Origin of the sequence: Methylomicrobium album BG8 (assembly GCF_000214275.2) — a bacterium.
Lineage (GTDB): Bacteria > Pseudomonadota > Gammaproteobacteria > Methylococcales > Methylomonadaceae > Methylomicrobium > Methylomicrobium agile.
This window is the reverse complement of sequence record NZ_CM001475.1, coordinates 285,358-305,875: the sequence shown is the minus strand read 5'-3', so window position 1 is coordinate 305,875 and position 20,518 is coordinate 285,358. Positions and strand designations below refer to the sequence as shown.

The window sequence follows — 20,518 nt, the reverse complement described above, 5'->3', positions numbered from 1 at the left end:
ACGCGGGCTTAATAACTCAACCGGAAGCCGATCTCCGCCCCTCGTCCCGCTTCCGGCGCAAAATTGCGCAGGTACGAAGTCGAGTTGCGAATATTTTGATCGAGCAGGTTATTGCCCTTCGCGAACAGCAGCAGTTCGGCCTCCTTGTAAGCCTTCAGTCGATAGTTGACGCCGACATTCAGCAGGAAATAGCCGGCGGTGGAAGTTTCGAAGTCTCCGGCATGCGGCTGGTCCTCGGCGCGCGTGAAGCGCAAATAGCTCGACAGTTTGTCCTGCTGATAATCGAGCTGCAGCCCGTAACGCAAGGGCGGCATCCGCGGCACGTCGCCGCCGTTTACGAATTCGCCGCGCGTATAGTCGCTGAACAGCGTCAGGTCCAGCAGCCCGTAGCGGTTCTCCATCATCGGAAAGATCAGCTTGGCCTCAAAGCCTTTGAAGATCGCGTCCCGCTGGCGGGTGACCAGGACCGGCTTGCAGTCGACGGCGCAGGGATTGCCCTCCTCATCCACGAATTCGCCGCTGCGCTGCTGGTAGATATAATCGCCGGCCCAGTTGTGGAACAGGTCGAACTCGGCGCGCAGCCAGTCGGACTTGAAACGGTAGCCCAGATCGAGGTTGTAGGAAGTTTCTTCCTTGAGGTTCACATTGCCCCGCTCGAAGCTGCGGGTCGCGTCATGGAAGCCGTCGGCCAGCAGTTCCTGCACTTGCGGCGCGCGCGAGGCACGGGTGACGGCCAGATTCAGGCTGTTGCGTTTGTCGATTTTCCAGGCGGCGGACGCCGACGCACTGACCGGCGTGTAGTCGAGCCCTTTTCTCCCGTCCGGCTGAATACCGGTTTGATCGATGCGCATGCCGAACTGATAAGCCACAGGCCCCGCATCGAACGATTCGATGGCAAAGAGACTATAGCTGTCGATCAGCGAATGCGGCACGATCGGCTCACCGGTCAGTTTCTCGATCGCGGTAAAGTCGCTGGACTGCACCTGCAAACCGACGGTGCCGCGTAGGCGGCCGATGTCCCGGTGGTCCATTTCCAGCCGGCTTTCATAAGTCCGGTTCGCGAAAAACGCGCCCGGCTCGCCGTTCGCGATTTCGGTATGCTGGTAGTCGGTATAACCCAAACGGGCGCGCAGGCTTTTCGCCAAGCGGAACGGATCGGCCAGCTCGCCTTTGAAGTCGTACTTGTCCTGCCGGAGAGCGATACGCACGGTTTCTTCGCCGGTCCCATCCGGCGCGATGCCGTAATTGTTTTCGAGATGATTGATCGAGACGCCCGCGAAGCCCGGTTCGCCGATCCAGGAGAGGCCGGCCGAACCGCTGATCGCCTCCGCGCCGGTGTTGTTCAGATGGCCTTTGGGATTATCGACGATCTCGAGCGAAGGGTCGGTAATCGAAGCCTTGGCCGTATCGATCGCGCTACCGCCGATCGAAAGATTATCGCGGTGGCGGTAGAAGCCGTCCAGGTGATAGGCGATGTGGTCCCGGCCGCCGTCGATCTTCATCGCGGTGCCGGTTTCGTCGCTGGTCGAATCGAAGCGCTGTTCGAGCGCCCCGCCGACCGGTTTGTCGGGCAGCTTGTCCGGAATGCGGTTGTCGATCACGTTGACGATGCCGCCGATCGCGCCGCTGCCGTACATCAGCGTGGCCGGCCCGCGCAATACTTCGATCCGTTCGGCCAACAGCGGTTCGACGCTGGCGGCATGGTCCGGGCTGAATGCGGACGCATCATTGCTGCCGATACCGTTGCTCAAGACCCGCACCCTGGGCCCCGCCTGTCCCCGGATCACCGGCGTGCCGACGCCGGGGCCGAACGACTGGCTGGCGATGCCCAGTTCGTCCTTCAGCGTTTCGCCGATGCTGCGGCCGATCTTCATCCGCAGCGCTTCCTCGCTCAATACCACCGAAGGCTGTACGGGATTCTCTTTTTCTTTCCGCGCAGGCGCGGTGACGACGACTTCGCCCAGCGTCGTGTCGTTACCCGGTTCCCCGGCTTGCACGCCCCCGCCCGGCAAGAACAGGCAGGCCACGATATAAGGATAAATCGGTTTTTGCATCAAATCATCTCATCCGTTGTGATGTTATATTATAACATACAAAAAATTCTCCCTGCACTTCCATTCTTTCAATCGCCCGATCATCCAAAGTGCAGCCCCGCCCGAACAGTCTCATGATCAAGAACGAAAGCGGCGGAGGCGCGATTTTGATTAAAATAGAATTCCCGCTGACGACAGCGCTGTGACAAACCGATCAGCCTTTAATTCTCAACCGTCATCCGATAATGAATGCACTACGCGCCAAATCCCTAAGCTTTAGATTACTGACCTCCGAGGGCCTGGTGCTGGCGGCCTTTTTCGCGCTGGTCGCCGTGGTGCTCGAACAGGGCTTCCGCGAAAGCGCCGAAGAAGCGTTGAAGGAACGCTTGCAGGTGCAGGTGTACTCCCTCTTGTCTTCCGCCGAACTGAAGGACAACGGCGAATTGTCCGTTTCGCAGAATCTGCAGGACCCGCGCTTCATGAATCCGGGCTCGGGGCTCTACGGCTTCATCCGGCAGACCAACAAGAAACAGGTCTGGAGCTCGCCTTCCGCGATCGGCCTCGATCCGCCGCCGCTCCCCGACATGGCGCCGGGCGAGCCGGCTTTCACCCGTGAAAAACGCAACCGCTACGCGTTTCATTACCGGGTCATCTGGCAGACCCTGGCAGGCATGGAACGCGAATACCTGTTTACCGTCGTCGAAGACGGCGATTTCGTCGAACAGCAGGTCAAGCACTTTGCGGTCACGCTGTGGACTTGGCTGCTGGTGATCGGCGTGGTATTGATTTTCATCCAGTTTTCGCTGCTGCGCTGGAGCCTGAAGCCGCTGCGCCGGATCGTCAGGGATCTGGAATCGATCGAAAAAGGCACGCGGTCGCGCCTGGACCATTATTATGCGACCGAACTGCAGGGACTGGCGAACAACCTGAACGCGTTCATCAGCAGCGAGCGCGCGCACCTGGAGCGCTACCGCAACACCCTGGCCGATCTGGCGCACAGCCTGAAGACGCCGCTGGCGATTCTGCACGGCTGCGCGCATTCGTTTCAGGGCAATCAGGACGCGGTGATCGAGCAGCTGACCTACATGGACAAGATTATCCAATACCAGTTGCAGCGCGCGGCCGCCAAAGGCGAAAGCAAGACCGTCGGCGCCTCCGACGTTTCGGACATCATCCGCAAAACGGTCGCTTCATTGACCAAGGTTTATCTGGATAAGGGAATCTCGTTCGACCTGAACATTCCCGAGGCGAGCCCGGTGTATTACGAGGAAGGCGATCTTTACGAAATCATCGGCAACCTGCTCGACAATGCCAGCAAATGGTGCCGGAAAACGGTCCGGGTCCAGGTCGCGCTGAAGCAGCGCAAGAACCGCCGCAATTATGCGGTGTTCCTGTTGATCGAGGACGACGGCCCCGGCATTCCGCAGCAGAAGCTCGGCGAGATTCTGAAACGCGGCGTCCGCGCCGACGAGAACATTCACGGGCACGGCATCGGAATGGCGGTGGTCAGCGACCTGATCGAACTTTTGGATGGCAAGCTGGAGGGCATGCCGAGCAAGACGCTGGGCGGGATGAGCTGGAGCGTGTATTTGCCCTAAAGCCTCTTTAGGATTGGGCCGATCATCACTGCCCTCCACGCGTTCCCTCGCCGCGCGCTTATCGGAATTCCCCCTTTGCCGGTTTGGGTTACACCCCCAAAGAGCACAAACCGCTGTAGGGTACGCTCGACTGCACGGGCAGAGATTTGCTCCGCGACAACCGCTCCCTGCGTTGCCCTACCTCCTGTATCCCTACAGTCGTGCAATCTCTGCATTCACGCCATCCCTGGCGTTCATGCAGGAGGTACGGGGCCCTAGGGATGAGGGAGGTAGATCGTGTCGGGAATATGCGATCGAGAGCAATGCCACCGCTAAAGGGTGGTCTAAGGACAGAGCAATTGCCGACGACTGCACGGAGGCAGGAGATAGAGCGATGCAGGAGCAATTGCCGAGTGCGTACCTTTTCATCACTCCATGGTACGCACAGCGTACCCTACGACTGAAAATAGGAACGAGCAGGCGGCATGTCGGGAAGTTATTTTTAGCCGCATCCTTAACGGCATTGGATAGGGGCTTTGGTGGCGCGGCGGGCGAGTTTGAATTTGTTCAAGGGAAACGGCTGGATTACCCTTTTTTGTTTTGCCGCGATAAACGAAAACCCTATCAACTTGTCCAAGAGCTGTTAACTCAGCATCGCAACAAGGAGTTTCGCATGCGTTCTCTCGACCCCGCTTGGGTACGCTCCCGGTTTCCGGCGCTCTCTCAGGAGATTGACGGGCGCATTCCCGTTTTCTTCGACGGCCCCGGCGGTTCACAAGTGCCCGGCTCCGTAATCGAGGCGATGGCCCGTTACCTGATATTCTCCAACGCCAACGCGCACGGGGCTTTTGCGAGCAGCCGGCGCACGGACAAATGCATTGCCTCGGCCCGGAAAGCGGCGGCCGATCTGCTCGGCTGCGAGCCTTACGAGGTGGTTTTCGGAGCCAATATGACCACGCTGACCTTTGCGTTGAGCCGCGCGATCGGCCGCGAGCTGAATCCGGGCGACGAAATTTTGGTGACCCGGCTCGACCATTACGCGAACGTCTCGCCCTGGAAGGCGCTGGAAGAGGAGGCCGGCGCGGTCGTCCGGGTTGCGGACATCCATCCCGAAGACTGCACGCTCGATCTGGAGAACCTGAAGCGCAAGATCAACGCGAAAACGCGGGTCGTGGCGATCGGCTATGCGTCCAATGCAGTCGGTACGGTCAACGACGTGGCGGCGGTGGTACGCCTGGCGCATGCGGTCGGCGCCTGGGTTTTCGTGGATGCGGTGCATTACGCTGCCCACGGGCCGATCGACGCGTATGCGCTCGATTGCGATTTTCTCGCCTGTTCCGCTTACAAATTCTACGGTCCGCATGTCGGAGTCCTGTACGGCAAGCAGCAACATCTGACCCGCCTGCGTCCGTGCAAGGTGCTGCCCGCCCCCGACGAGATCCCCTCACGCTGGGAAACCGGCACGCTGAACCACGAGAGTCTGGCGGGACTTACGGCGACCGTCGATTATCTGGCCGAATTGGGCCAGCAGATCTCGCCGTCCCCGTCGCGACGGGGCGCGCTCGTCGCCGCGCTGGAAGCGAGCCGGCGGTATGAGCGGGCGTTATGCGCACAATTGATGGCGGGACTGTCAAAGATACCGGGACTGACCGTTTACGGCATTACCGATCCCGCGCGTTTCGCCTGGCGCACCCCTACGGTCGCAGTCCGGCTGGCCGGGAAAAAGCCCGATACGGTTGCGAAGGAACTGGGCGATCGCGGCATTTATACCTGGCACGGCAATTTTTACGCGCCGGGCCTCACCGAAAAACTGAACGTCGAGGCGGACGGCGGTTTTTTGCGCATCGGGCTGCTGGCTTACAACACGTCTGACGAGATTGAACGGCTGCTCAGGGCATTGCGGGAAATTACTGTTGAGGGATAGCCTTTGCAATACGGCAGCGCTGTCCCAATATTAGGCTACAGTGCTTTCCATAGTGATAGATCAAGAAGGTAAGCCCCTTCTCCAGCAGGCATGAGTATCCATACAGCGTTGAACATGCCTGGTATAGGATGGGTAGAGCGCCAGCGAAACCCATCGGCGGGGACTAATCGACCAGCAAACTCGGGCAGGTCAGCACGAACACATCGCGGGTGCCGTTGCCTTCGCCGGCCGGATGCACCGGCGTCGTATAATGGAAGAATCTGCGGTCGTTCACCAGCACCAGTTCGCCGGGATACAGCGTTTTGTTGAATACCGACGATTCTCCGCTCTCGCTCGTGTACAAATGGGTTTCCGCGCCTTCGACATTGTTCCGGTCGATCGAATAAATGCAGACGAAATCGGTCCCGTCCCGGTGAATGCCTTCCGGGGCAGGGTCGCCGAAACTCTCCGGCGAACAGGTCGTCCGGATCTGGTGCACACCGATTTCGGCGCCGGGGCGAAGCGCGCAGAAATCCCGAAATACCAGCAAAAGAGCGCTGAACATGTCCAGCTTGACCAGTTCGTCGTCAAGCTCTTCGAATTCCCTTTTGATGTCGCCGACCAAAGGATTATAGTCCTTGCTCTGAAACAGATAGCCGTGGGGCAGCCTCATGATTCCGTCGTCGGTAATCCTGAACCGGGACAGTCTCCGATATCGGTAATGGCCCTCGATGTTGGGGTCGACCGGAAGGTCGTTGAAGAACGGTTTGAATACGGTCGGATCGATCGCGTTTTCCGTTCGCATGCAAAACAGAAACCCGAATTCGAATCCGGTCGATACGAAGACTTCTTGCATAGTGGCGGTCTCCTTTGCGGACGGCATCCCGTTTTTTCTTAGCCTTAAAACACAAGCCCGGCGATGCGGGGACCTTTACTATATTCTTTAATCCCGGACGAAATAAGGCAAGATCGGTCTGAACCGGCTGCGATCTTACCAGTTCAAATCATGGACATCGAACTGAAAGGTTTGCTTGGTCTGATCCAGAAACGCGGCGGTAATCGTGACCGTATTGGACACTTCCGCAAAATGGATAAAGATATCCGCGTTTCTTATATAAATTCCTGGCATGTTTTCGTTTTGTGCCGGAGTGGCTTCAAAAAATTGCACCATGCCGGTATCGAACCGCGCGGTGATGCCGCAAGCCCGGTTATCGCACAGGAATTGGCCCTTTTCCAGTCCGAAATACACATCGTGCGAATTGTTGAAATTTTGGCGCAAGGTCAGCACGCCGCGCTGTTTGCCCTCGTAGGGCGGGCCGAATTCGATCTCGTTCAGCGAATAAGTGGTGGCGGTAACGATCGAACCGCGCCCGATGGGGCTGTGCGTTTTTGCGTAAATCCAGCGCGTTTCCGGTTTTGCCTGTTGCGTTGCCGGTCCAATGGCCGCATCGAGGGGCGCTTCGGGAGGGTTGCCGCTGGACAGGCCGGAATAGACTTTGTAGCCGGCGATCGAAATCAAGGCGAGAAAAATGAGGATGATGAAGCCTACGTTCGTTTCGGTGGGCAAGCCGTATTCGCGGGCGATCTGATTGCGCCGCCGGGTATTGTGAATGCTGATCGCCAGCCACACCAGCAGCCATAAGCCTGCCGTGACGATACTCAAGAACGCGTGCAGGGAGCGATTGGTCTTGTGCCTTGCCATGTTACTAAAAGCAAACCTTCTTTGCGCGTCGCTAGGCTGTCGATTGGGCTGCTTATACGCTGACATTAGAGTGCCGCCTGCTGATAGTGCATGAGTGTCGGTCGTGTTCGGCCAGTGGACGCAAGACATTCGCCCGCAACGAACGGAGCTGCATTTTACTGAATTTTTTGCGAAGCCAGAAGAACTTCCGTACCGTTCCCTTTTTTAGGCTCATTCCCGAATACTCGTAAGACTTTCAAAGCCGGCTGAAATTCCTTCGCTCACAATAGCGAGACCGCCGATTGCATCTTAAAAGTCAGGGTTTCCGCGGTCAGGCGCGCGTTCATCCGCGGAACCGCCGGTTTTGAGGCAGCTTTATTCCCGGCGTCGCTCATTGATGTGGGTTGACTATTGGGAAAGCGGCCAAGGGAGGATTCAACGATTTTATCCCTACAGCGGGTTGGTTCCCTGCCGCTCCGGAGGAAAATTTACCGGCTCAGTCGGGCGCATCTGGACGTTTTCGGCAAACGGGTAGTCAGCCATGTTGAGGCAAAGAAATAAAATCAAACCTTCGAGGTTTTTAAAACCTCGAAGGTCTTTTAGTGCGGTAATCTTCGCTGTCAATGCCAATGGCGCCAACGATAATTTCAAAGGAGCCGCAAGCTTGTTCGGCAGCGGCATCCTCATGATTCTGGCGACCCGTTTCGGTTTTCCGGTCTCGACCAAGCACGCGCTGTTGGGCGCGATGGCCGGCAGGGCCGTAGGATGCGGTGACGATAGGAACCGCATCAATCGCGAACGATGCGGTTCGTTCCTCACCGCATCCTACGGCCCTGTATGATTGAGAATATCCGTTTCAGCCGGAGAAAATTCTCTCTCCTGGAATGAAGATGCGAAAGACTGCACCCGAACGGCGCTCGACGGTAAGCCGGCCATGCAGTTGCAGGACCAGGCTCTGTACGAGTTGCAGGCCCAGTGAGGGCGAGCGGTCGAGATTCAGAGTGTCCGGCAGGCCGCACCCGGAATCGCCCACTTCCAGCGTCAGCCCGCCGGGCGCATTCTGCGCCATTGTCACCCAAATCTCTCGCTTTTCGCCGCCGCTCGGCCTGGGAAACGCATGCTTGAAGCTGTTCGAAACCAGCTCATTGACGATCAGGCCCAGCGGCAGCGCATGGTCGATGTCCTGCGTGAAGGGAAGAATGTCCAGGCGGACCGTGACCTGGGGAATGGTGTGCGCAAACGAGCGGTGAAGGTGGCTGACCAATTGCTCCACATAATCGGCGAAATCGATCGTTTTCAGATCCTGGCTTTTGTAGAGTTGCTCGTGAATCAAGGCCATGGAGCGGATGCGGCACCGGCTGTCCTGGAATAATTCGCGCACAGCGGAGTCGGTTTGGGCATCCGCTTGCAATTGGAGCAGGCTGGCGATGATTTGCAGATTGTTCTTGACGCGGTGATGGATTTCTTTCAGCAGCACTTCCTTTTCATTCAGGGACGCCTGTAATTGTTCTTCGTTGCGCCGAAGTTCGGCGGTGCGTTCCAGGACCCGCCGCTCAAGTTCCGCATTCAGCCGAAGGAGGGCCTCTTCCGCCTGCTTGCGCTCGGTGATATTGAGCACGTGGCCTACAAATCCGCGGACCTGCCCTTCGGCGTCGACGTCCGGTGAGTATGTGCCATGAACCCAGCGCAAGTTCCCATCGTGAAAGAGTGATTGGAACTCGAAGTCGATCCGTTCTTGGGTAAGAACACGCTCCAGATAAGGCTCAACGGTTTGCCAAAGGGCTTCACCGTGGACGTCCCGTATGTGGCGCCCAAGCACCTGTTCAGCCGTATAGCCGAACCACAGTTCGTAGTTCTTGTTGATGCGCTGGTAACGGCCTTCCCGGTCAATGTAGGACATCAAGGCAGGAGCATTGTCCATGGTGATCTGCAACAGATCACGGGTATGCTCGGCCTCCTGCCATGCCTTTGCCAGCTCGGCTGTCCGTTCGGCCACGCGCCGCTCTAATGACGCATTGGCTTCGCTTAGCGCCTGCCTCGCCCGATTCACCTCCGTAATGTCGATGCCCACTTCCATGATCATCGGCGAACCGTCCGTGTCCGCAAAAGGAAAGTCGTGGATTTCGTAATCACGGCCGTCCGGGCCGCTCCAACGCCAGTCCAGTGGCCCCCCTGTCTTGAATATATTGAAAGTATCGCAAACTTCGCAGGGCGCATTACGGTTGAACAGATACTTATAGCAGGGCCTCCCTTGGGCTTTCCCGTAGCGTTGCTCGAAAAAACGGTTGGCAAAGATGACCCGATAATCCTTCGATAGCAGTACCACGTAAACCGGCAGTGCCTGCAGTACGTCATAAAGCCGCTGACGTTCGGCTTGCGCGGACTGGTTGGCCTGAGTCAGTTCTCGGGTTCTTAGCGCCACCTGGCGGCGCAACTGCCAGGTCCACAGCCCCATCAATGCCAACAGGCTGACAGCGGCCGATACGCCCCAAGCCAAGTAGGTCGCCGGAAAAGTCGGGATCTCGTTGATGCCCAGCCATTTCCGGTAGAGCCGGTCGTATTCGCCATTGGCCTTGACGATGGCAAGGCCCTGATCGAGACGATCGCGTAATTCGGTATTGCCTTTACGGACGGCGAAACAGAATTCCCGCCGGTATTCCTTGAGCAGGGGGCCCGGCACGATAATGCTTTCCAGGCCGATTCGATGCCGTAACTGATTGCCCTGCAGCTGCGGGGCCAGTAGCGCGTCATGTTGTCCCGAAGCCAACAGGCGAAAGCCGTCAGCCAGATTATCGACGAGTACCAGTTGCTGATCGAAACCCCGGCTGCGGAGCGCATCATGTGCGGCATCCGCCCGCAGTACGATAATATTCAAGCTCCGTGCCTGCTCGATAAACTTGATCGGGTCACGCCCTTTACGTACGAAGAAGCTGTCATAGCCGATCGTATGCGGTTTAGTGAACTCCACCTGACCTTCGCTTTCCGGCATGTGCGCGACTAACGGCAGGGCATCGAGCTTGCCCGTTTTCAAACCCTGCCAGACCGTATCCCAGCGTCCCGGATGAAAGTCGATGGGAATATCCATAGTAGAGGCAACGGCCTCGAACAGCTCGACGGCGAAACCGGTCGCGCGCCCCTGATCATCGATATCGACATAAGGGAGAAAGCCGATTTCAGAGCCCACGCGCAAGGGCTGCTGCGGTTCGGTGCCGGCAAAACTCGGAAGCCCGGCGATAATACAGGCCAACACGAAGGCAAATAGAGTCGATGGACAGGAAAAAAGAAGCGCCGCGGCCTTTGCCGGAAAAGGGAGTAATGTTTTCAAGATGAAGGGCTCGGATCGATTCTGAAATTCTGAAATAAGGGGGCGTAGCTGACGAACGCAGCCGTTAAACCTTGTTCATGGCCGGATAAGGGCCGGTTGGTACATAAGGAGAACGCTTGCTTCCGTTTTAATTCGGCTATTGATATTGATGATATTACTAATAAGTGCGCTTCGAGGAAACCATCGGTTTTTGCTATGAGCCATGGATTTGGATACACTTTACCGAAAAAATTCGGTCCCTTATTGACAACCGGAGCATCTTCATTGTCAAAACGGTACGTTGATCTTTTTATTCTCCCTATCAGCCGTCGATTCATGGAGGCAAACAATGAGCGATCAAGCCACGCGAGACTATCTGTCGGCTCACGAGTTTTTCTCCGGCCTGGGCGATGAGGCTCTGGAATTCCTGTCCAAATGCTCGAACGTTCAGGCGATCAAAAAGGGGCAAATCCTGTTTCGGCAGGGCGAAAATGCGGATAAGTTCTATGTAGTCCGGAGCGGGCGGATCACCGTGCAGATGCCGGCCATCCTGGGGCCGCCGCTGGAAATCCAGACGCTGGGTCAGGGCCAGGTGCTGGGATGGTCGTGGCTGATCTCGCCTTATAAATGGACTTTCCAGTCCAGAGCCGAAGAAGACTCGGAAGTGCTCCAGTTTGACGGGACGGCGATTCTGGCACGGTGCGAGCGGGAACCGAAATTCGGCTACGAACTGTTGAAGAAATTTGCCGGCTTGATGTCGGTGCGTCTCGATGCGGCGCGCCTGAAGATGATGGATGAATGGAACCCGGCCGGGTTTGCTTAGGATTTGGCTCCAAATAATTTCCCGAAATTGGTAGGCTACGGATGGGCTGAAATAAGCGCTCACCTCCCCCTTTGAAAAAAGGGGGATCGAGGGGAATTTATTAAAAAATCTCCCCTAACCCCTCTTTTTCAAAGAGGGGGACTGAACGCGTACGCGCTGAAAAGGTAGGCGATGCGAACACGTTAAAACCGCGAAGTTATTTCCACCCAAATTCTTAGGTGTAGCCTCGAGTTTTTCCCTGTTTGCAGCCCTATAGGGACGGCGAACCCGGCGCTTATCCCGGCACGCACGCGAAACGCATGGCGCGCGGGCACGGCTCGACGGAAAAAACAGGTCCGTTTAATCGGTTCTGACCGCTGTTCTGCTTGGCGGGGCGCCGGCTTTACCCGGTTCGTTGATGATCAAGGTATCCTCGTAAAAATCCACCGTGCCGCTGCCGACTTCATACATGCCGCCGACGATGCCGATCTCGCCGTTCTGGATCATTTCCTTCAGGATCGGGCTGCGCTCCATGATCGCATGGACGGTGCGCCTGACATTGATCACCGCCACTTTTTCCACGAAACCGCCGTTATCGGAGTTCCGGTTCGCCGTTTCGGTTTTTTCCTGATAGACCGCCGGCTGCAGTTTGGCGAGCAGCGCGGTCAGATTGCCCATTTCGACGTGGTCGCAGGCCCCCTTCACCGCCCCGCATTTGGTGTGGCCCAGCACGACGATGATCTTGGCGCCGGCGACTTTGCAGGCAAATTCCATGCTGCCCAGGATGTCTTCGTTGATGATGTTGCCGGCAATCCGGACGCTGAAAATATCGCCCAGCCCCTGGTCGAAGATCAGTTCCGCCGAAGTCCGGGAGTCGATGCAGCTCAGGATCACCGCAAACGGATGCTGGCCGTCGGAGGTTTCGTTGACCTGCTGCAGCAGGTTGCGGTTGATCTTCAGGTTGTTCACGAAGCGCTTATTGCCTTCCTTCAGCAAATCCAGCGCGATCCGGGGCGTGATCAGGTCCTGCAATTCTTTGGTCAAGGTCTTCATGTTCGGTAGTCTCTTTCGGATAAATTTTTAAGGCGGATCAGGCGAAATTGATTTTTTTCACGGCAATGTTTTTGATTTTGGCGCTCTGTTCATAGTTTTTAATGACTTCGACGACATCCTGAGCGATCGATTTCGAATGGGAACCATCGATGATCACGGTGGAATTGGCCGGTATCGCCTCCAGCGCCTGCAGAATGTTGGCCTTGTTGAAAAAAGACACCACTTCCGCCAACACCAGATGATGCGTCTCGCGGCCATCTTGCGAAGTGACGATGTCTTTCATCGAATAACCGTTCAGGTAGCTGTTGCGCAAGGTATAAAAGATCCCGAAAACCATCCCGATCGCGATCCCGGTCAACAAATCGGTCGTCAACAAGCCGATCACGGTGGCGACGAACGGCACGAACTGCTCGCTGCCTTGTGCGTACATCTGTTTGAACAGGGCGGGCCTGGCCAGCTTGTAGCCGACCGTGATCAGGATCGCCGCCAGGCTGGCCAGCGGGATCATGTTGAGGACTTCGGCCAGCGTGATCGCGCTGATCAGGATGAAGACGCCGTGCAGGATCGCCGACAGCTTGGTTTTGCCGCCGAACGAAATATTGACCGAACTGCGCACGATCACCTGGGTAATGGGCAGGCCGCCGCACAATCCTGAAACGATATTGCCGAGGCCCTGCGCCTTCAACTCCCGGTTGGGCGGCGTCACGCGTTTGTAGGGATCCAGTTTGTCGGCGGCTTCCACGCTCAACAGGGTTTCCAGGCTGGCGATCAAGGTAATCAAAAAGGCGATTTTCCAGACCTCGAACCGGGTCATCACCGAAAAATCGGGAAAAATGAACTGGCCGAAAAAGCCGGCCATGTTTTCCGGAACCGGGATGTTGACCAGATGATCGGGCGCCAGGCTCAAATTTAAAAATCCCATCCGGATGCCGTAATTGATCGCGATGCCGGTAAAAACCACGACCAGAGAACCCTGCAGCACCTGAAACAGCTTGTGTTTTTTCATCAGCACCGTTTCCCACAGGATCAGGATCGCCAGCGACAAAAGCGAAATCAGCAGCGCGGCCGGAGTAATGGCCTGCACGGCGTTGCCGATCGCGGACAAAGTCGTTTCGCCGGACGCCTGCAAAAACGAAAAATCCCCTTCGAAATCCCTGTCGTAGCCCAGCGCGTGGGGTATCTGTTTGAGAATGATCAAGAGGCCGATGCCTGCCAGCATCCCCTTGATCACCGAAGAGGGAAAAAAGTAGGCGATGAAGCCGGCTTCCAGATAACCGAATATCACCTGCATGACGCCGGCCAGCACGACGCAGGTCAGGAATTGTGGCCAGGATCCGAGCATCGCGATGGCAGAGGCCACCAGAACGGTCAAGCCGTTGCCCGGCCCGCTGACGCCCAGAGGCGAACCGCTGGCGATCCCCACCACGATGCCGCCGACGATCCCCGCTACGATGCCGGCGAACAAAGGCGCGCCGGACGCCAAGGCAATGCCCAGGCATAAAGGCACCGCCACCAGAAATACCACGATGCTGGCCGATAAATCGCTTTTGAATTCCTGAAACAGCCTGGGAGCGTGCATAGCCGATCACCCGTAAAAGTAGTGGTACATATTAATAATGGTAGTAATACTATCATTGTAAATTGTAATACTTCAAGTATAATTTTTCCCGGCCCGCAGCCGTCCTGCCGGCATACCCTATCGACAAGTCAATCCCGCAAAACGCTTAACCCGACATCATGGACATACAACTGCATTTCAAAATGAATGAAAAACTTTTTCTCAAAGATCCCGAACAGTCGGAACTGGGCAGGAAAATCATTCAGCACAGCATCCTGTCGATTCATCAAAACGGTTTCGAAGCGTTTACGTTTAAAAAACTGGCGGAGCGCATCGGCACGACCGAGGCGAGCATTTACCGTTATTTCGAGAACAAGCACCGATTGCTGGTTTATATCGCGGCCTGGTACTGGAGCTGGCTCGAATATCAGGTCGCCTTTCAGACCCACAATATTCAAGACCCGGTGCTCAAGCTAAAGAAGGTGATCAAATTGCTGGCCTTTTCCGTGGAAGACGATTTGAGCACGCATCATGTCGACGAAAGCCTGCTGCACCAGATCATCATCACGGAAGGTTCGAAGACCTATTTGACCCGACGGGTTTCGGAAGACAACAAGGACCGGCTGTTCAAGCCGTACAAGGATTTGTGCGCGATGATCGGAAATATCATTCTGGAGTGCCGCCCGGACTATCGCTATCCGAAATCGTTGGCTTCCACGATCATCGAAATGGCCCATTTCCAGAATTTTTTCATGAATCACCTGCCGTCGCTGACCGATTTCGGGGACGGCAAGGACGAACTGAAAATCGTCGCGTTTCTGGAGGATCTGGTGTTTTCCTGTATTCGAGGCAGTGAGAAACCGGAGTGTTGAAAATTTGGGCAATAAGGTTTTAGCGCCCTGGCTCATCCTTACACCGAGATAGGAAAACCCGCTCCATTATTCTTTATGTTGCAGGGCTTTTACCCTGAAATTTTTCCGTATTTGCAACGGATAATTCAGTATTTGGTCTTAAAAACATGAACCCCATTACTGCACAGCAGCTGCAGAATCATGTCGAGAAACTGGCGTCCGAGGACAAGTCCGACAGGCTCGATTATCTCTCTTTCGCGCGGCTCACGAACGAGGTGTTTTTGATATTGAAAGCCGAACAGTAAAAGCCGGGACCGGCCGATTGTCTTTCGGCAGAATTTAAAGAGAAGGTGAGTGGGGTCAATTCGAAGGAAGCGGCGGCGTCGGCATGGCTCAGCGGCTTGCCGGCGCGGCGGCATTTTTCCGCGAGTGATATCTCGACATGGGTTTAAAAATTCAGGAGGACGCACATGGCTCTTAGAATCAATGATGAAGCGCCGAATTTCACGGCCAAAACGACACAGGGTACAATCAATTTTCACGAATGGATCGGCGATAGCTGGGCCATCCTTTTTTCGCATCCGAAAGACTTTACGCCCGTCTGTACGACCGAGCTCGGCTACATGGCACAGCTGGAACCCGAGTTTCGCAAACGCAACTGCAAAATCATCGGCCTGAGCATCGACCCGGTCGAAAGCCATACGGCGTGGTGCAAGGATATCGAGGAGACTCAAGGCTGCGCGGTCAATTATCCGCTCATCGCCGACGACGAACTGAAGGTCGCCAAACTTTACAACATGCTGCCCGCCGACGAGCCGGGAACATCGGAAGGCAGAACTGCCGCGACCAACGCGACGGTGCGCACCGTCTTCATCATCGGCCCGGACAAAAGGATCAAACTGATGCTGACCTATCCGATGGCGACCGGCCGCAATTTCGACGAAATTTTGCGGGTATTGGACTCGATGCAATTGACCTCGAAACATAAGGTGGCGACACCGGTCAACTGGAAGAGCGGCGAAGACGTGATCATCTCCCCGGCCGTATCCGACGAGGAGGCGAAGGCGATGTTTCCGCAAGGCTGGAAGACGCTGAAACCTTATCTGCGCGTTGTCCCTTCCCCCAAGTAAGAGGCCGTCCTTGCGCCGTAATGGGTCCGCCGGGTTTTATGAACCCGGCAGGTCTTCGGCCGAAAAAGCGGGTGGAGTGGGATTCTGCGGAAACCGGTAAGCCGGCATTTCGATCGCGGCGACTTCGGTTCCCCGCATGAGGCAGACGCCTTGGCAACGGTCTTCGCCGGTGGCCGAGAACTCGAACGTAAAACGCCTCAGGATGCGGAGTTTTCCCGCCTTGTCCCGTTCCAGGCCGCAACGGCTCAGGGCAACGTAATCGTCCAGCATTTGCACCTCGCACAATCGGCATTGACGCCGGGTTGCCGCCAAGGCGGCTTCCTTGATTTGCTGGGCATGGCGCCAATACAGATACGCGGCGACCAGTAACGCAATCAGCACGATGTCGGTGGGCATCGGTTCGGATAAACGGGGTTGAAGTTTGTCATTAGTCTGCCAATTGTACTAAGATGGCCGGAAATCCGCTAAACAAAGGGTGATCGATGAAATTTCCGATAACCGGCGGCTGTCTCTGTGGCGCCGTGCGGTATGAGATCGGCGCGAAACCGGTGCGGATGGTGAATTGCCACTGCAGGACCTGCCAGAAATCGTCCGGCTCGCCTTACATGGCGCTGCTGTTCGTGCCGGCTTCAGCGTTGAAGGTGGATGGAAACTATCGGGAATTTCCGACTGTCGCGGCAAGCGGCAATACGGTTTACCGGGCTTTTTGCCCGCAGTGCGGAACGCCCTTGTTCGGACGCAACAGCGCCTTTACCCAACTCCGGCCGGTCGCGGCGATGTCGCTCGACGATCCCGACCTTTACCGTCCCGAGCTGGATATGTGGGTTGCCGATGCCCCATCCTGGGATTTAATGAATCCCGGCTTACCCAAATACCCCGGCAACTTCTGGCAAACCGCAGATTGAGGACCTGAATGAACCCACTCAGTATCGTCGAAATCGAACCTCGGGCGGAACACCGCCATTCGATCATCTGGCTGCACGGCCTCGGCGCCGACGGGCACGATTTCGAATCGATTGTGCCCGAACTCAGGCTTCAGGCCGAGCCGCACATTCATTTCGTTTTCCCCGACGCCCCGTTTCGCCCGATCACGATCAACGGCGGCATGACCATGCGCGCCTGGTTCGACATTCTCGAACTCTCGCGCCACCTCAGGGTGGATATTGCCGGCCTCTATGCTTCCTGCCGATTGGTCGGGCAGCTGATCGAGGCCGAAATCGCCCGGGGCATTCCAGCCGACCAGATCATGCTGGCCGGTTTTTCGCAGGGCGGCGCGGTCGCTTTACAGGCCGGCCTGAGCTATTCCCGGAGACTGGCTGGCATCGTGGCGCTCTCGACCTTCCTGCCGACGCTGACGCAGTTGGAGTCCGAACGCTCCGCCGCCAATCGGGATCTGCCGATCTTCATCGGGCACGGCATCCTCGACTCGGTCGTCGCGGTCGAATACGGCAAACAAACCAGCGACCGGCTGCAAGCGTGGGGCTACCCGGTCGAATGGCACGATTACATGATGGACCATTCGGTCTGCCGGGAAGAAATCGAACGGCTCGCCGGCTTCATCAATGGCATCTTTCGTTAGGCCGCCTGAATCTGCCTCCGGGCAGGCCTGCCGCGCTTAAGGGTGCGGTTAAAAATAACCTCCCCGCATGCCGCCCGATCGTTCCCTCGCGCGGCGCGCGTCATGATTACCTCGTAGGGCGACCGCGGGTAGAGGCGCTCTGTAGGGTACGCTGTGCGTACCTTTTCACTCCCCCAGTGGTATAGCACACCAATGGTACGCACAGCGTACCCTACAGCGGTTTGTACTCTTTGGGGTGTAACCCACAAGCCGGCAAAGAGTGTATCGCGATAAGCGTTCGACGGGGAACGAGAGGGGAAAGTGATGATCGACCCAATCCTTAGCATTCTCTGTATCGTTCAAAGACACCGCAAAAAACCGCGATCATTTTGCCTCCGGCACCTGAAAATTCACCCGCAAGCTTTAGTGCAAGGGAAAAAGATTTTTCCGCCCATGTCAATAGACGAATACCCCCCGTTTTTGGTATAGTGAGCGGATTTTAGGGTTGCTCTATAACCCCTCATCTTAGTTGGTTTTTCATACTCATCACTCTGGAGAGACTCAATGGCAATTAAAATTGCAATCAACGGTTATGGCCGGATCGGCCGCAATGTGATTCGCGCCCTCTACGAATCAGGCCGCACCGGCGAAATTCAAGTCGTCGCCATCAACGATCTGGGCGACAGTAAAACCAACGCGCACCTGACCCAGTACGACACCGTACACGGCAAATTCCCATTCGACGTGAGCGTCGACGGCGACTACATCGTAATCAACGGCGACCGGATCCGAGTCCTCTCCGAGCGCGACCCTTCCAAACTGCCCTGGGGCGAACTGGGTATCGACGTGGTTCACGAGTGCACCGGCCTGTTCACCAGCAAGGCCAAAGCCTCCGCGCACATCACCGCCGGCGCCAAAAAAGTGATCATCTCCGCGCCGGGCGGCAACGATGTCGACGCGACGATCGTTTACGGCGTCAACCACGATACCCTGAAAGCCTCCGACACGGTCATCTCGAACGCTTCCTGCACCACCAACTGCCTGGCGCCTCTGGTCAAGCCGCTGCACGATGCGATCGGTATCGAACACGGTTTGATGACCACGATCCACTCTTACACCAATGACCAGGTGCTGACCGACGTTTATCACAGCGACCTACGCCGCGCGCGTTCCGCAACCCAATCGATGATCCCGACCAAGACCGGCGCTGCGGCTGCGGTAGGTCTGGTACTGCCCGAACTGAAAGGCAAGTTGGACGGTTTCGCGATGCGCGTTCCGACCATCAACGTTTCGGTCGTCGACCTAGTGTTCAAAGCGAAGCGCCCTACCAGCAAGGAAGAAATCACTTCGATTTTGACCGCCGCGTCCGAAGGCCCGCTGAAAGGCATTCTGGCGATCAATGACCTGCCGCTGGTTTCGAGCGACTTCAACCACAATCCGGCTTCTTCGATCTTCGAAGCGCCTTCCACTTACGTGGTCGACGGCGATTTCGTGAAGGTTCTGTCCTGGTACGACAACGAATGGGGCTTCTCGAACCGGATGCTGGATACCACCGTTGCCTTAGTCAACGCTAAATAAGCGATTTATTATCGAATGTTAAGACGAACCAAAATTTTAGCGACCCTGGGTCCGGCTACCGACAAACCCGGCGTACTGGAAGGGTTATTCGAAGCCGGCATCGATGTGGTCCGGATGAACTTCTCGCACGGCTCCGCCGAGGATCATATCAACCGTGCGGAGCGGGTCCGGGAACTCAGCAAGGAGACCGGCCGCCGCGTCGGCATTCTCGGCGACCTGCAAGGCCCCAAGATTCGAATCGAACGCTTCAAGGATACCAAGGTCTCCCTGAGCGAAGGCCAGGACTTTGCGCTGGATATCAACCTCGGCAAACTGGACGGCGACGAAACCCAGGTCGGGATCAGCTACGAGCCTCTGCCGCGGGAAGTCAAGCCCGGCAGCCGCCTGCTGCTGGATGACGGCCGCATCGTGCTGGACGTCGTAAACGTCGAACCGAATCTGCGGATCAACTGCAAGGTCGTCGTCGGCGGTTACCTGTCCAACAACAAAGGCATCAACCTGCTCGGCGGCGGTCTGTCGGCGGCGGCGTTGACCGACAAGGACAAGGAAGACATCAAGACGATCGCGAAAATCGGCTGCGATTTCGTCGCGGTGTCGTTCCCGCGCTGCGCGGCCGACCTGAACGAAGCGCGCGAACTGCTCGAAGCCGCGGGCTGCTATGCCAACATCGTCGCGAAAGTCGAACGCGCCGAAGCGCTGGAGGTGATGGATGAGATCATTCTGGCCTCCGACGTGATCATGGTCGCGCGCGGCGACCTCGGCGTCGAAATCGGCGATGCGAACCTGCCGGCGGTACAGAAAAAACTGATCAAACGTTCCCGCGAACTGAACCGGGTCGTGATCACCGCGACGCAGATGATGGAATCGATGATCGACAACCCGATTCCGACCCGCGCGGAAGTGTTGGACGTCGCAAACGCGGTGTTCGACGGCACCGATGCGATCATGCTGTCCGCGGAAACCGCTTCCGGCAAATACCCGGTCAAGGCGGTCGAAGCGATGCACCGGATCTGCATCGAGGCCGAAAAGCAGCCCAGTATGCTGAGATCGGAGCATGTCCCGAACGTCAATTTCGAACGCGACGATGAAGCGATCGCGCGGTCGGCGATGTACATGGCGAACCATACCGAAATCAAAGGCATCGTCGCGTTGACCGAATCGGGCGCGACGCCGCTGTGGATGTCGCGGATCAGCTCCGGCCTGCCGATCTTCGCGATGAGCCGGCTGGAAAAGACGCTGGGCAAGGTGACTCTGTACCGTGGCGTCTTCCCGATTTATTTCCCGTTGGAAATGAATATGGATCACGGGGAAGTGAACCGCAATATCGTCAAGGAACTGCGCAAATGGAAGCAAGCCGAAGACGGCGACAAGTTCATTATCACCAAAGGCGATCTGAACGGCGTCGAGGGCGGCACCAACACGCTGAAAGTGGTTGTGGTCGGACAGGGCCTGACGCCTTAGCCGTTATTTGATTTCACAACTTTCGAGGG

At 56.8% G+C, this 20,518-nt stretch carries 19 protein-coding genes; 11 read left to right on the top strand and 8 right to left on the bottom strand.

Translation table 11 applies throughout. The features are described 5' to 3' along the window. Positions 1-8: 8 nt before the first annotated feature. Complete coding sequence (locus tag METAL_RS01460) at positions 9-2,054, bottom strand: TonB-dependent receptor (protein WP_005368917.1); 2,046 nt, start codon at positions 2,052-2,054, stop codon at positions 9-11. Between the two features lie 224 nt (positions 2,055-2,278). Between METAL_RS01460 and METAL_RS01455 the strand changes: the two genes are divergently transcribed. Beyond that, a complete protein-coding gene (locus tag METAL_RS01455) occupies positions 2,279-3,631 on the top strand; it encodes an ATP-binding protein (RefSeq protein ID WP_005368915.1) in 1,353 nt (450 codons plus the stop codon). A gap of 652 nt (positions 3,632-4,283) precedes the next feature. Further along, positions 4,284-5,534: a cysteine desulfurase-like protein gene (locus METAL_RS01450; RefSeq protein WP_031430485.1), complete on the top strand. Its 1,251-nt coding sequence runs from the start codon at positions 4,284-4,286 to the stop codon at positions 5,532-5,534. 163 nt (positions 5,535-5,697) lie between these two features. On the opposite strand, the gene METAL_RS01445 is transcribed toward METAL_RS01450, so the two are convergent. From METAL_RS01445 to METAL_RS01435, 3 genes are all read right to left on the bottom strand, one after another. Next, positions 5,698-6,369, bottom strand: coding sequence for a 2OG-Fe dioxygenase family protein (locus METAL_RS01445; protein WP_005368911.1), 672 nt, complete (start codon positions 6,367-6,369; stop codon positions 5,698-5,700). Between the two features lie 135 nt (positions 6,370-6,504). Then, complete coding sequence (locus tag METAL_RS01440) at positions 6,505-7,215, bottom strand: hypothetical protein (protein ID WP_213069431.1); 711 nt, start codon at positions 7,213-7,215, stop codon at positions 6,505-6,507. Between the two features lie 429 nt (positions 7,216-7,644). After that, positions 7,645-7,875, bottom strand: a complete 231-nt coding sequence (locus METAL_RS01435; RefSeq protein WP_169740932.1) for a hypothetical protein — start codon at positions 7,873-7,875, stop codon at positions 7,645-7,647. Between the two features lie 4 nt (positions 7,876-7,879). Between METAL_RS01435 and METAL_RS20320 the strand changes: the two genes are divergently transcribed. Continuing rightward, positions 7,880-8,035: a hypothetical protein gene (locus tag METAL_RS20320; RefSeq protein ID WP_169740931.1), complete on the top strand. Its 156-nt coding sequence runs from the start codon at positions 7,880-7,882 to the stop codon at positions 8,033-8,035. Positions 8,036-8,050: 15 nt separating this feature from the next. Here METAL_RS20320 and METAL_RS01430 read toward each other — a convergent pair whose 3' ends face one another. Then, positions 8,051-10,519, bottom strand: a complete 2,469-nt coding sequence (locus METAL_RS01430) for a histidine kinase dimerization/phosphoacceptor domain -containing protein (RefSeq protein WP_213069430.1) — start codon at positions 10,517-10,519, stop codon at positions 8,051-8,053. A gap of 328 nt (positions 10,520-10,847) precedes the next feature. On the opposite strand from METAL_RS01430, the gene METAL_RS01425 reads away from it, so the two are divergent. Beyond that, positions 10,848-11,321 carry a Crp/Fnr family transcriptional regulator gene (locus METAL_RS01425; protein WP_005368905.1) on the top strand — a complete coding sequence of 158 codons (474 nt, stop codon included), beginning with the start codon at positions 10,848-10,850 and terminating at the stop codon, positions 11,319-11,321. Between the two features lie 339 nt (positions 11,322-11,660). Here METAL_RS01425 and METAL_RS01420 read toward each other — a convergent pair whose 3' ends face one another. Then, on the bottom strand, positions 11,661-12,353 hold the full coding sequence (locus METAL_RS01420; protein WP_005368903.1) for a carbonic anhydrase family protein: 693 nt from the start codon (positions 12,351-12,353) through the stop codon (positions 11,661-11,663). Between the two features lie 37 nt (positions 12,354-12,390). Beyond that, positions 12,391-13,932: a SulP family inorganic anion transporter gene (locus METAL_RS01415; RefSeq protein WP_005368901.1), complete on the bottom strand. Its 1,542-nt coding sequence runs from the start codon at positions 13,930-13,932 to the stop codon at positions 12,391-12,393. Positions 13,933-14,090: 158 nt separating this feature from the next. On the opposite strand from METAL_RS01415, the gene METAL_RS01410 reads away from it, so the two are divergent. The 3 genes from METAL_RS01410 (at position 14,091) to METAL_RS01405 (ending at position 15,892) form a co-directional block, all read left to right on the top strand. Then, on the top strand, positions 14,091-14,783 hold the full coding sequence (locus METAL_RS01410; protein ID WP_005368899.1) for a TetR/AcrR family transcriptional regulator: 693 nt from the start codon (positions 14,091-14,093) through the stop codon (positions 14,781-14,783). 146 nt (positions 14,784-14,929) lie between these two features. Next, on the top strand, positions 14,930-15,067 hold the full coding sequence (locus tag METAL_RS20315) for a hypothetical protein (RefSeq protein ID WP_005368897.1): 138 nt from the start codon (positions 14,930-14,932) through the stop codon (positions 15,065-15,067). 165 nt (positions 15,068-15,232) lie between these two features. Beyond that, positions 15,233-15,892, top strand: a complete 660-nt coding sequence (locus tag METAL_RS01405) for a peroxiredoxin (RefSeq protein WP_005368895.1) — start codon at positions 15,233-15,235, stop codon at positions 15,890-15,892. A 36-nt stretch (positions 15,893-15,928) separates the two neighbouring features. On the opposite strand, the gene METAL_RS01400 is transcribed toward METAL_RS01405, so the two are convergent. Beyond that, a complete protein-coding gene (locus tag METAL_RS01400) occupies positions 15,929-16,288 on the bottom strand; it encodes a DUF3301 domain-containing protein (RefSeq protein WP_005368893.1) in 360 nt (119 codons plus the stop codon). 86 nt (positions 16,289-16,374) lie between these two features. Here METAL_RS01400 and METAL_RS01395 point away from each other — a divergent pair, with 86 nt between their 5' ends. From METAL_RS01395 to pyk, 4 genes are all read left to right on the top strand, one after another. Continuing rightward, positions 16,375-16,797 carry a GFA family protein gene (locus METAL_RS01395; protein ID WP_005368891.1) on the top strand — a complete coding sequence of 141 codons (423 nt, stop codon included), beginning with the start codon at positions 16,375-16,377 and terminating at the stop codon, positions 16,795-16,797. Positions 16,798-16,805: 8 nt separating this feature from the next. Beyond that, a complete protein-coding gene (locus METAL_RS01390) occupies positions 16,806-17,471 on the top strand; it encodes an alpha/beta hydrolase (protein WP_005368889.1) in 666 nt (221 codons plus the stop codon). Positions 17,472-18,014: 543 nt separating this feature from the next. Continuing rightward, positions 18,015-19,028 (top strand): type I glyceraldehyde-3-phosphate dehydrogenase, encoded by a 1,014-nt coding sequence (gene gap, locus METAL_RS01385; protein ID WP_005368887.1) that lies wholly within the window; start codon positions 18,015-18,017, stop codon positions 19,026-19,028. A 15-nt stretch (positions 19,029-19,043) separates the two neighbouring features. After that, positions 19,044-20,489 (top strand): pyruvate kinase, encoded by a 1,446-nt coding sequence (pyk, locus tag METAL_RS01380; RefSeq protein WP_005368886.1) that lies wholly within the window; start codon positions 19,044-19,046, stop codon positions 20,487-20,489. Positions 20,490-20,518 lie beyond the last annotated feature (29 nt).

Bases quoted from the DNA above. Each gene is read 5' to 3' on its own strand.
- METAL_RS01460 (WP_005368917.1), bottom strand. From the start codon at position 2,054: ATGCAAAAACCGATTTATCCTTATATCGTGGCCTGCCTGTTCTTGCCG.
- METAL_RS01455 (WP_005368915.1), top strand. From the start codon at position 2,279: ATGAATGCACTACGCGCCAAATCCCTAAGCTTTAGATTACTGACCTCC.
- METAL_RS01450 (WP_031430485.1), top strand. From the start codon at position 4,284: ATGCGTTCTCTCGACCCCGCTTGGGTACGCTCCCGGTTTCCGGCGCTC.
- METAL_RS01445 (WP_005368911.1), bottom strand. From the start codon at position 6,369: ATGCAAGAAGTCTTCGTATCGACCGGATTCGAATTCGGGTTTCTGTTT.
- METAL_RS01440 (WP_213069431.1), bottom strand. From the start codon at position 7,215: ATGGCAAGGCACAAGACCAATCGCTCCCTGCACGCGTTCTTGAGTATC.
- METAL_RS01435 (WP_169740932.1), bottom strand. From the start codon at position 7,875: ATGCCGCTGCCGAACAAGCTTGCGGCTCCTTTGAAATTATCGTTGGCG.
- METAL_RS20320 (WP_169740931.1), top strand. From the start codon at position 7,880: ATGATTCTGGCGACCCGTTTCGGTTTTCCGGTCTCGACCAAGCACGCG.
- METAL_RS01425 (WP_005368905.1), top strand. From the start codon at position 10,848: ATGAGCGATCAAGCCACGCGAGACTATCTGTCGGCTCACGAGTTTTTC.
- METAL_RS01420 (WP_005368903.1), bottom strand. From the start codon at position 12,353: ATGAAGACCTTGACCAAAGAATTGCAGGACCTGATCACGCCCCGGATC.
- METAL_RS01415 (WP_005368901.1), bottom strand. From the start codon at position 13,932: ATGCACGCTCCCAGGCTGTTTCAGGAATTCAAAAGCGATTTATCGGCC.
- METAL_RS01410 (WP_005368899.1), top strand. From the start codon at position 14,091: ATGGACATACAACTGCATTTCAAAATGAATGAAAAACTTTTTCTCAAA.
- METAL_RS20315 (WP_005368897.1), top strand. From the start codon at position 14,930: ATGAACCCCATTACTGCACAGCAGCTGCAGAATCATGTCGAGAAACTG.
- METAL_RS01405 (WP_005368895.1), top strand. From the start codon at position 15,233: ATGGCTCTTAGAATCAATGATGAAGCGCCGAATTTCACGGCCAAAACG.
- METAL_RS01400 (WP_005368893.1), bottom strand. From the start codon at position 16,288: ATGCCCACCGACATCGTGCTGATTGCGTTACTGGTCGCCGCGTATCTG.
- METAL_RS01395 (WP_005368891.1), top strand. From the start codon at position 16,375: ATGAAATTTCCGATAACCGGCGGCTGTCTCTGTGGCGCCGTGCGGTAT.
- METAL_RS01390 (WP_005368889.1), top strand. From the start codon at position 16,806: ATGAACCCACTCAGTATCGTCGAAATCGAACCTCGGGCGGAACACCGC.
- gap (WP_005368887.1), top strand. From the start codon at position 18,015: ATGGCAATTAAAATTGCAATCAACGGTTATGGCCGGATCGGCCGCAAT.
- pyk (WP_005368886.1), top strand. From the start codon at position 19,044: ATGTTAAGACGAACCAAAATTTTAGCGACCCTGGGTCCGGCTACCGAC.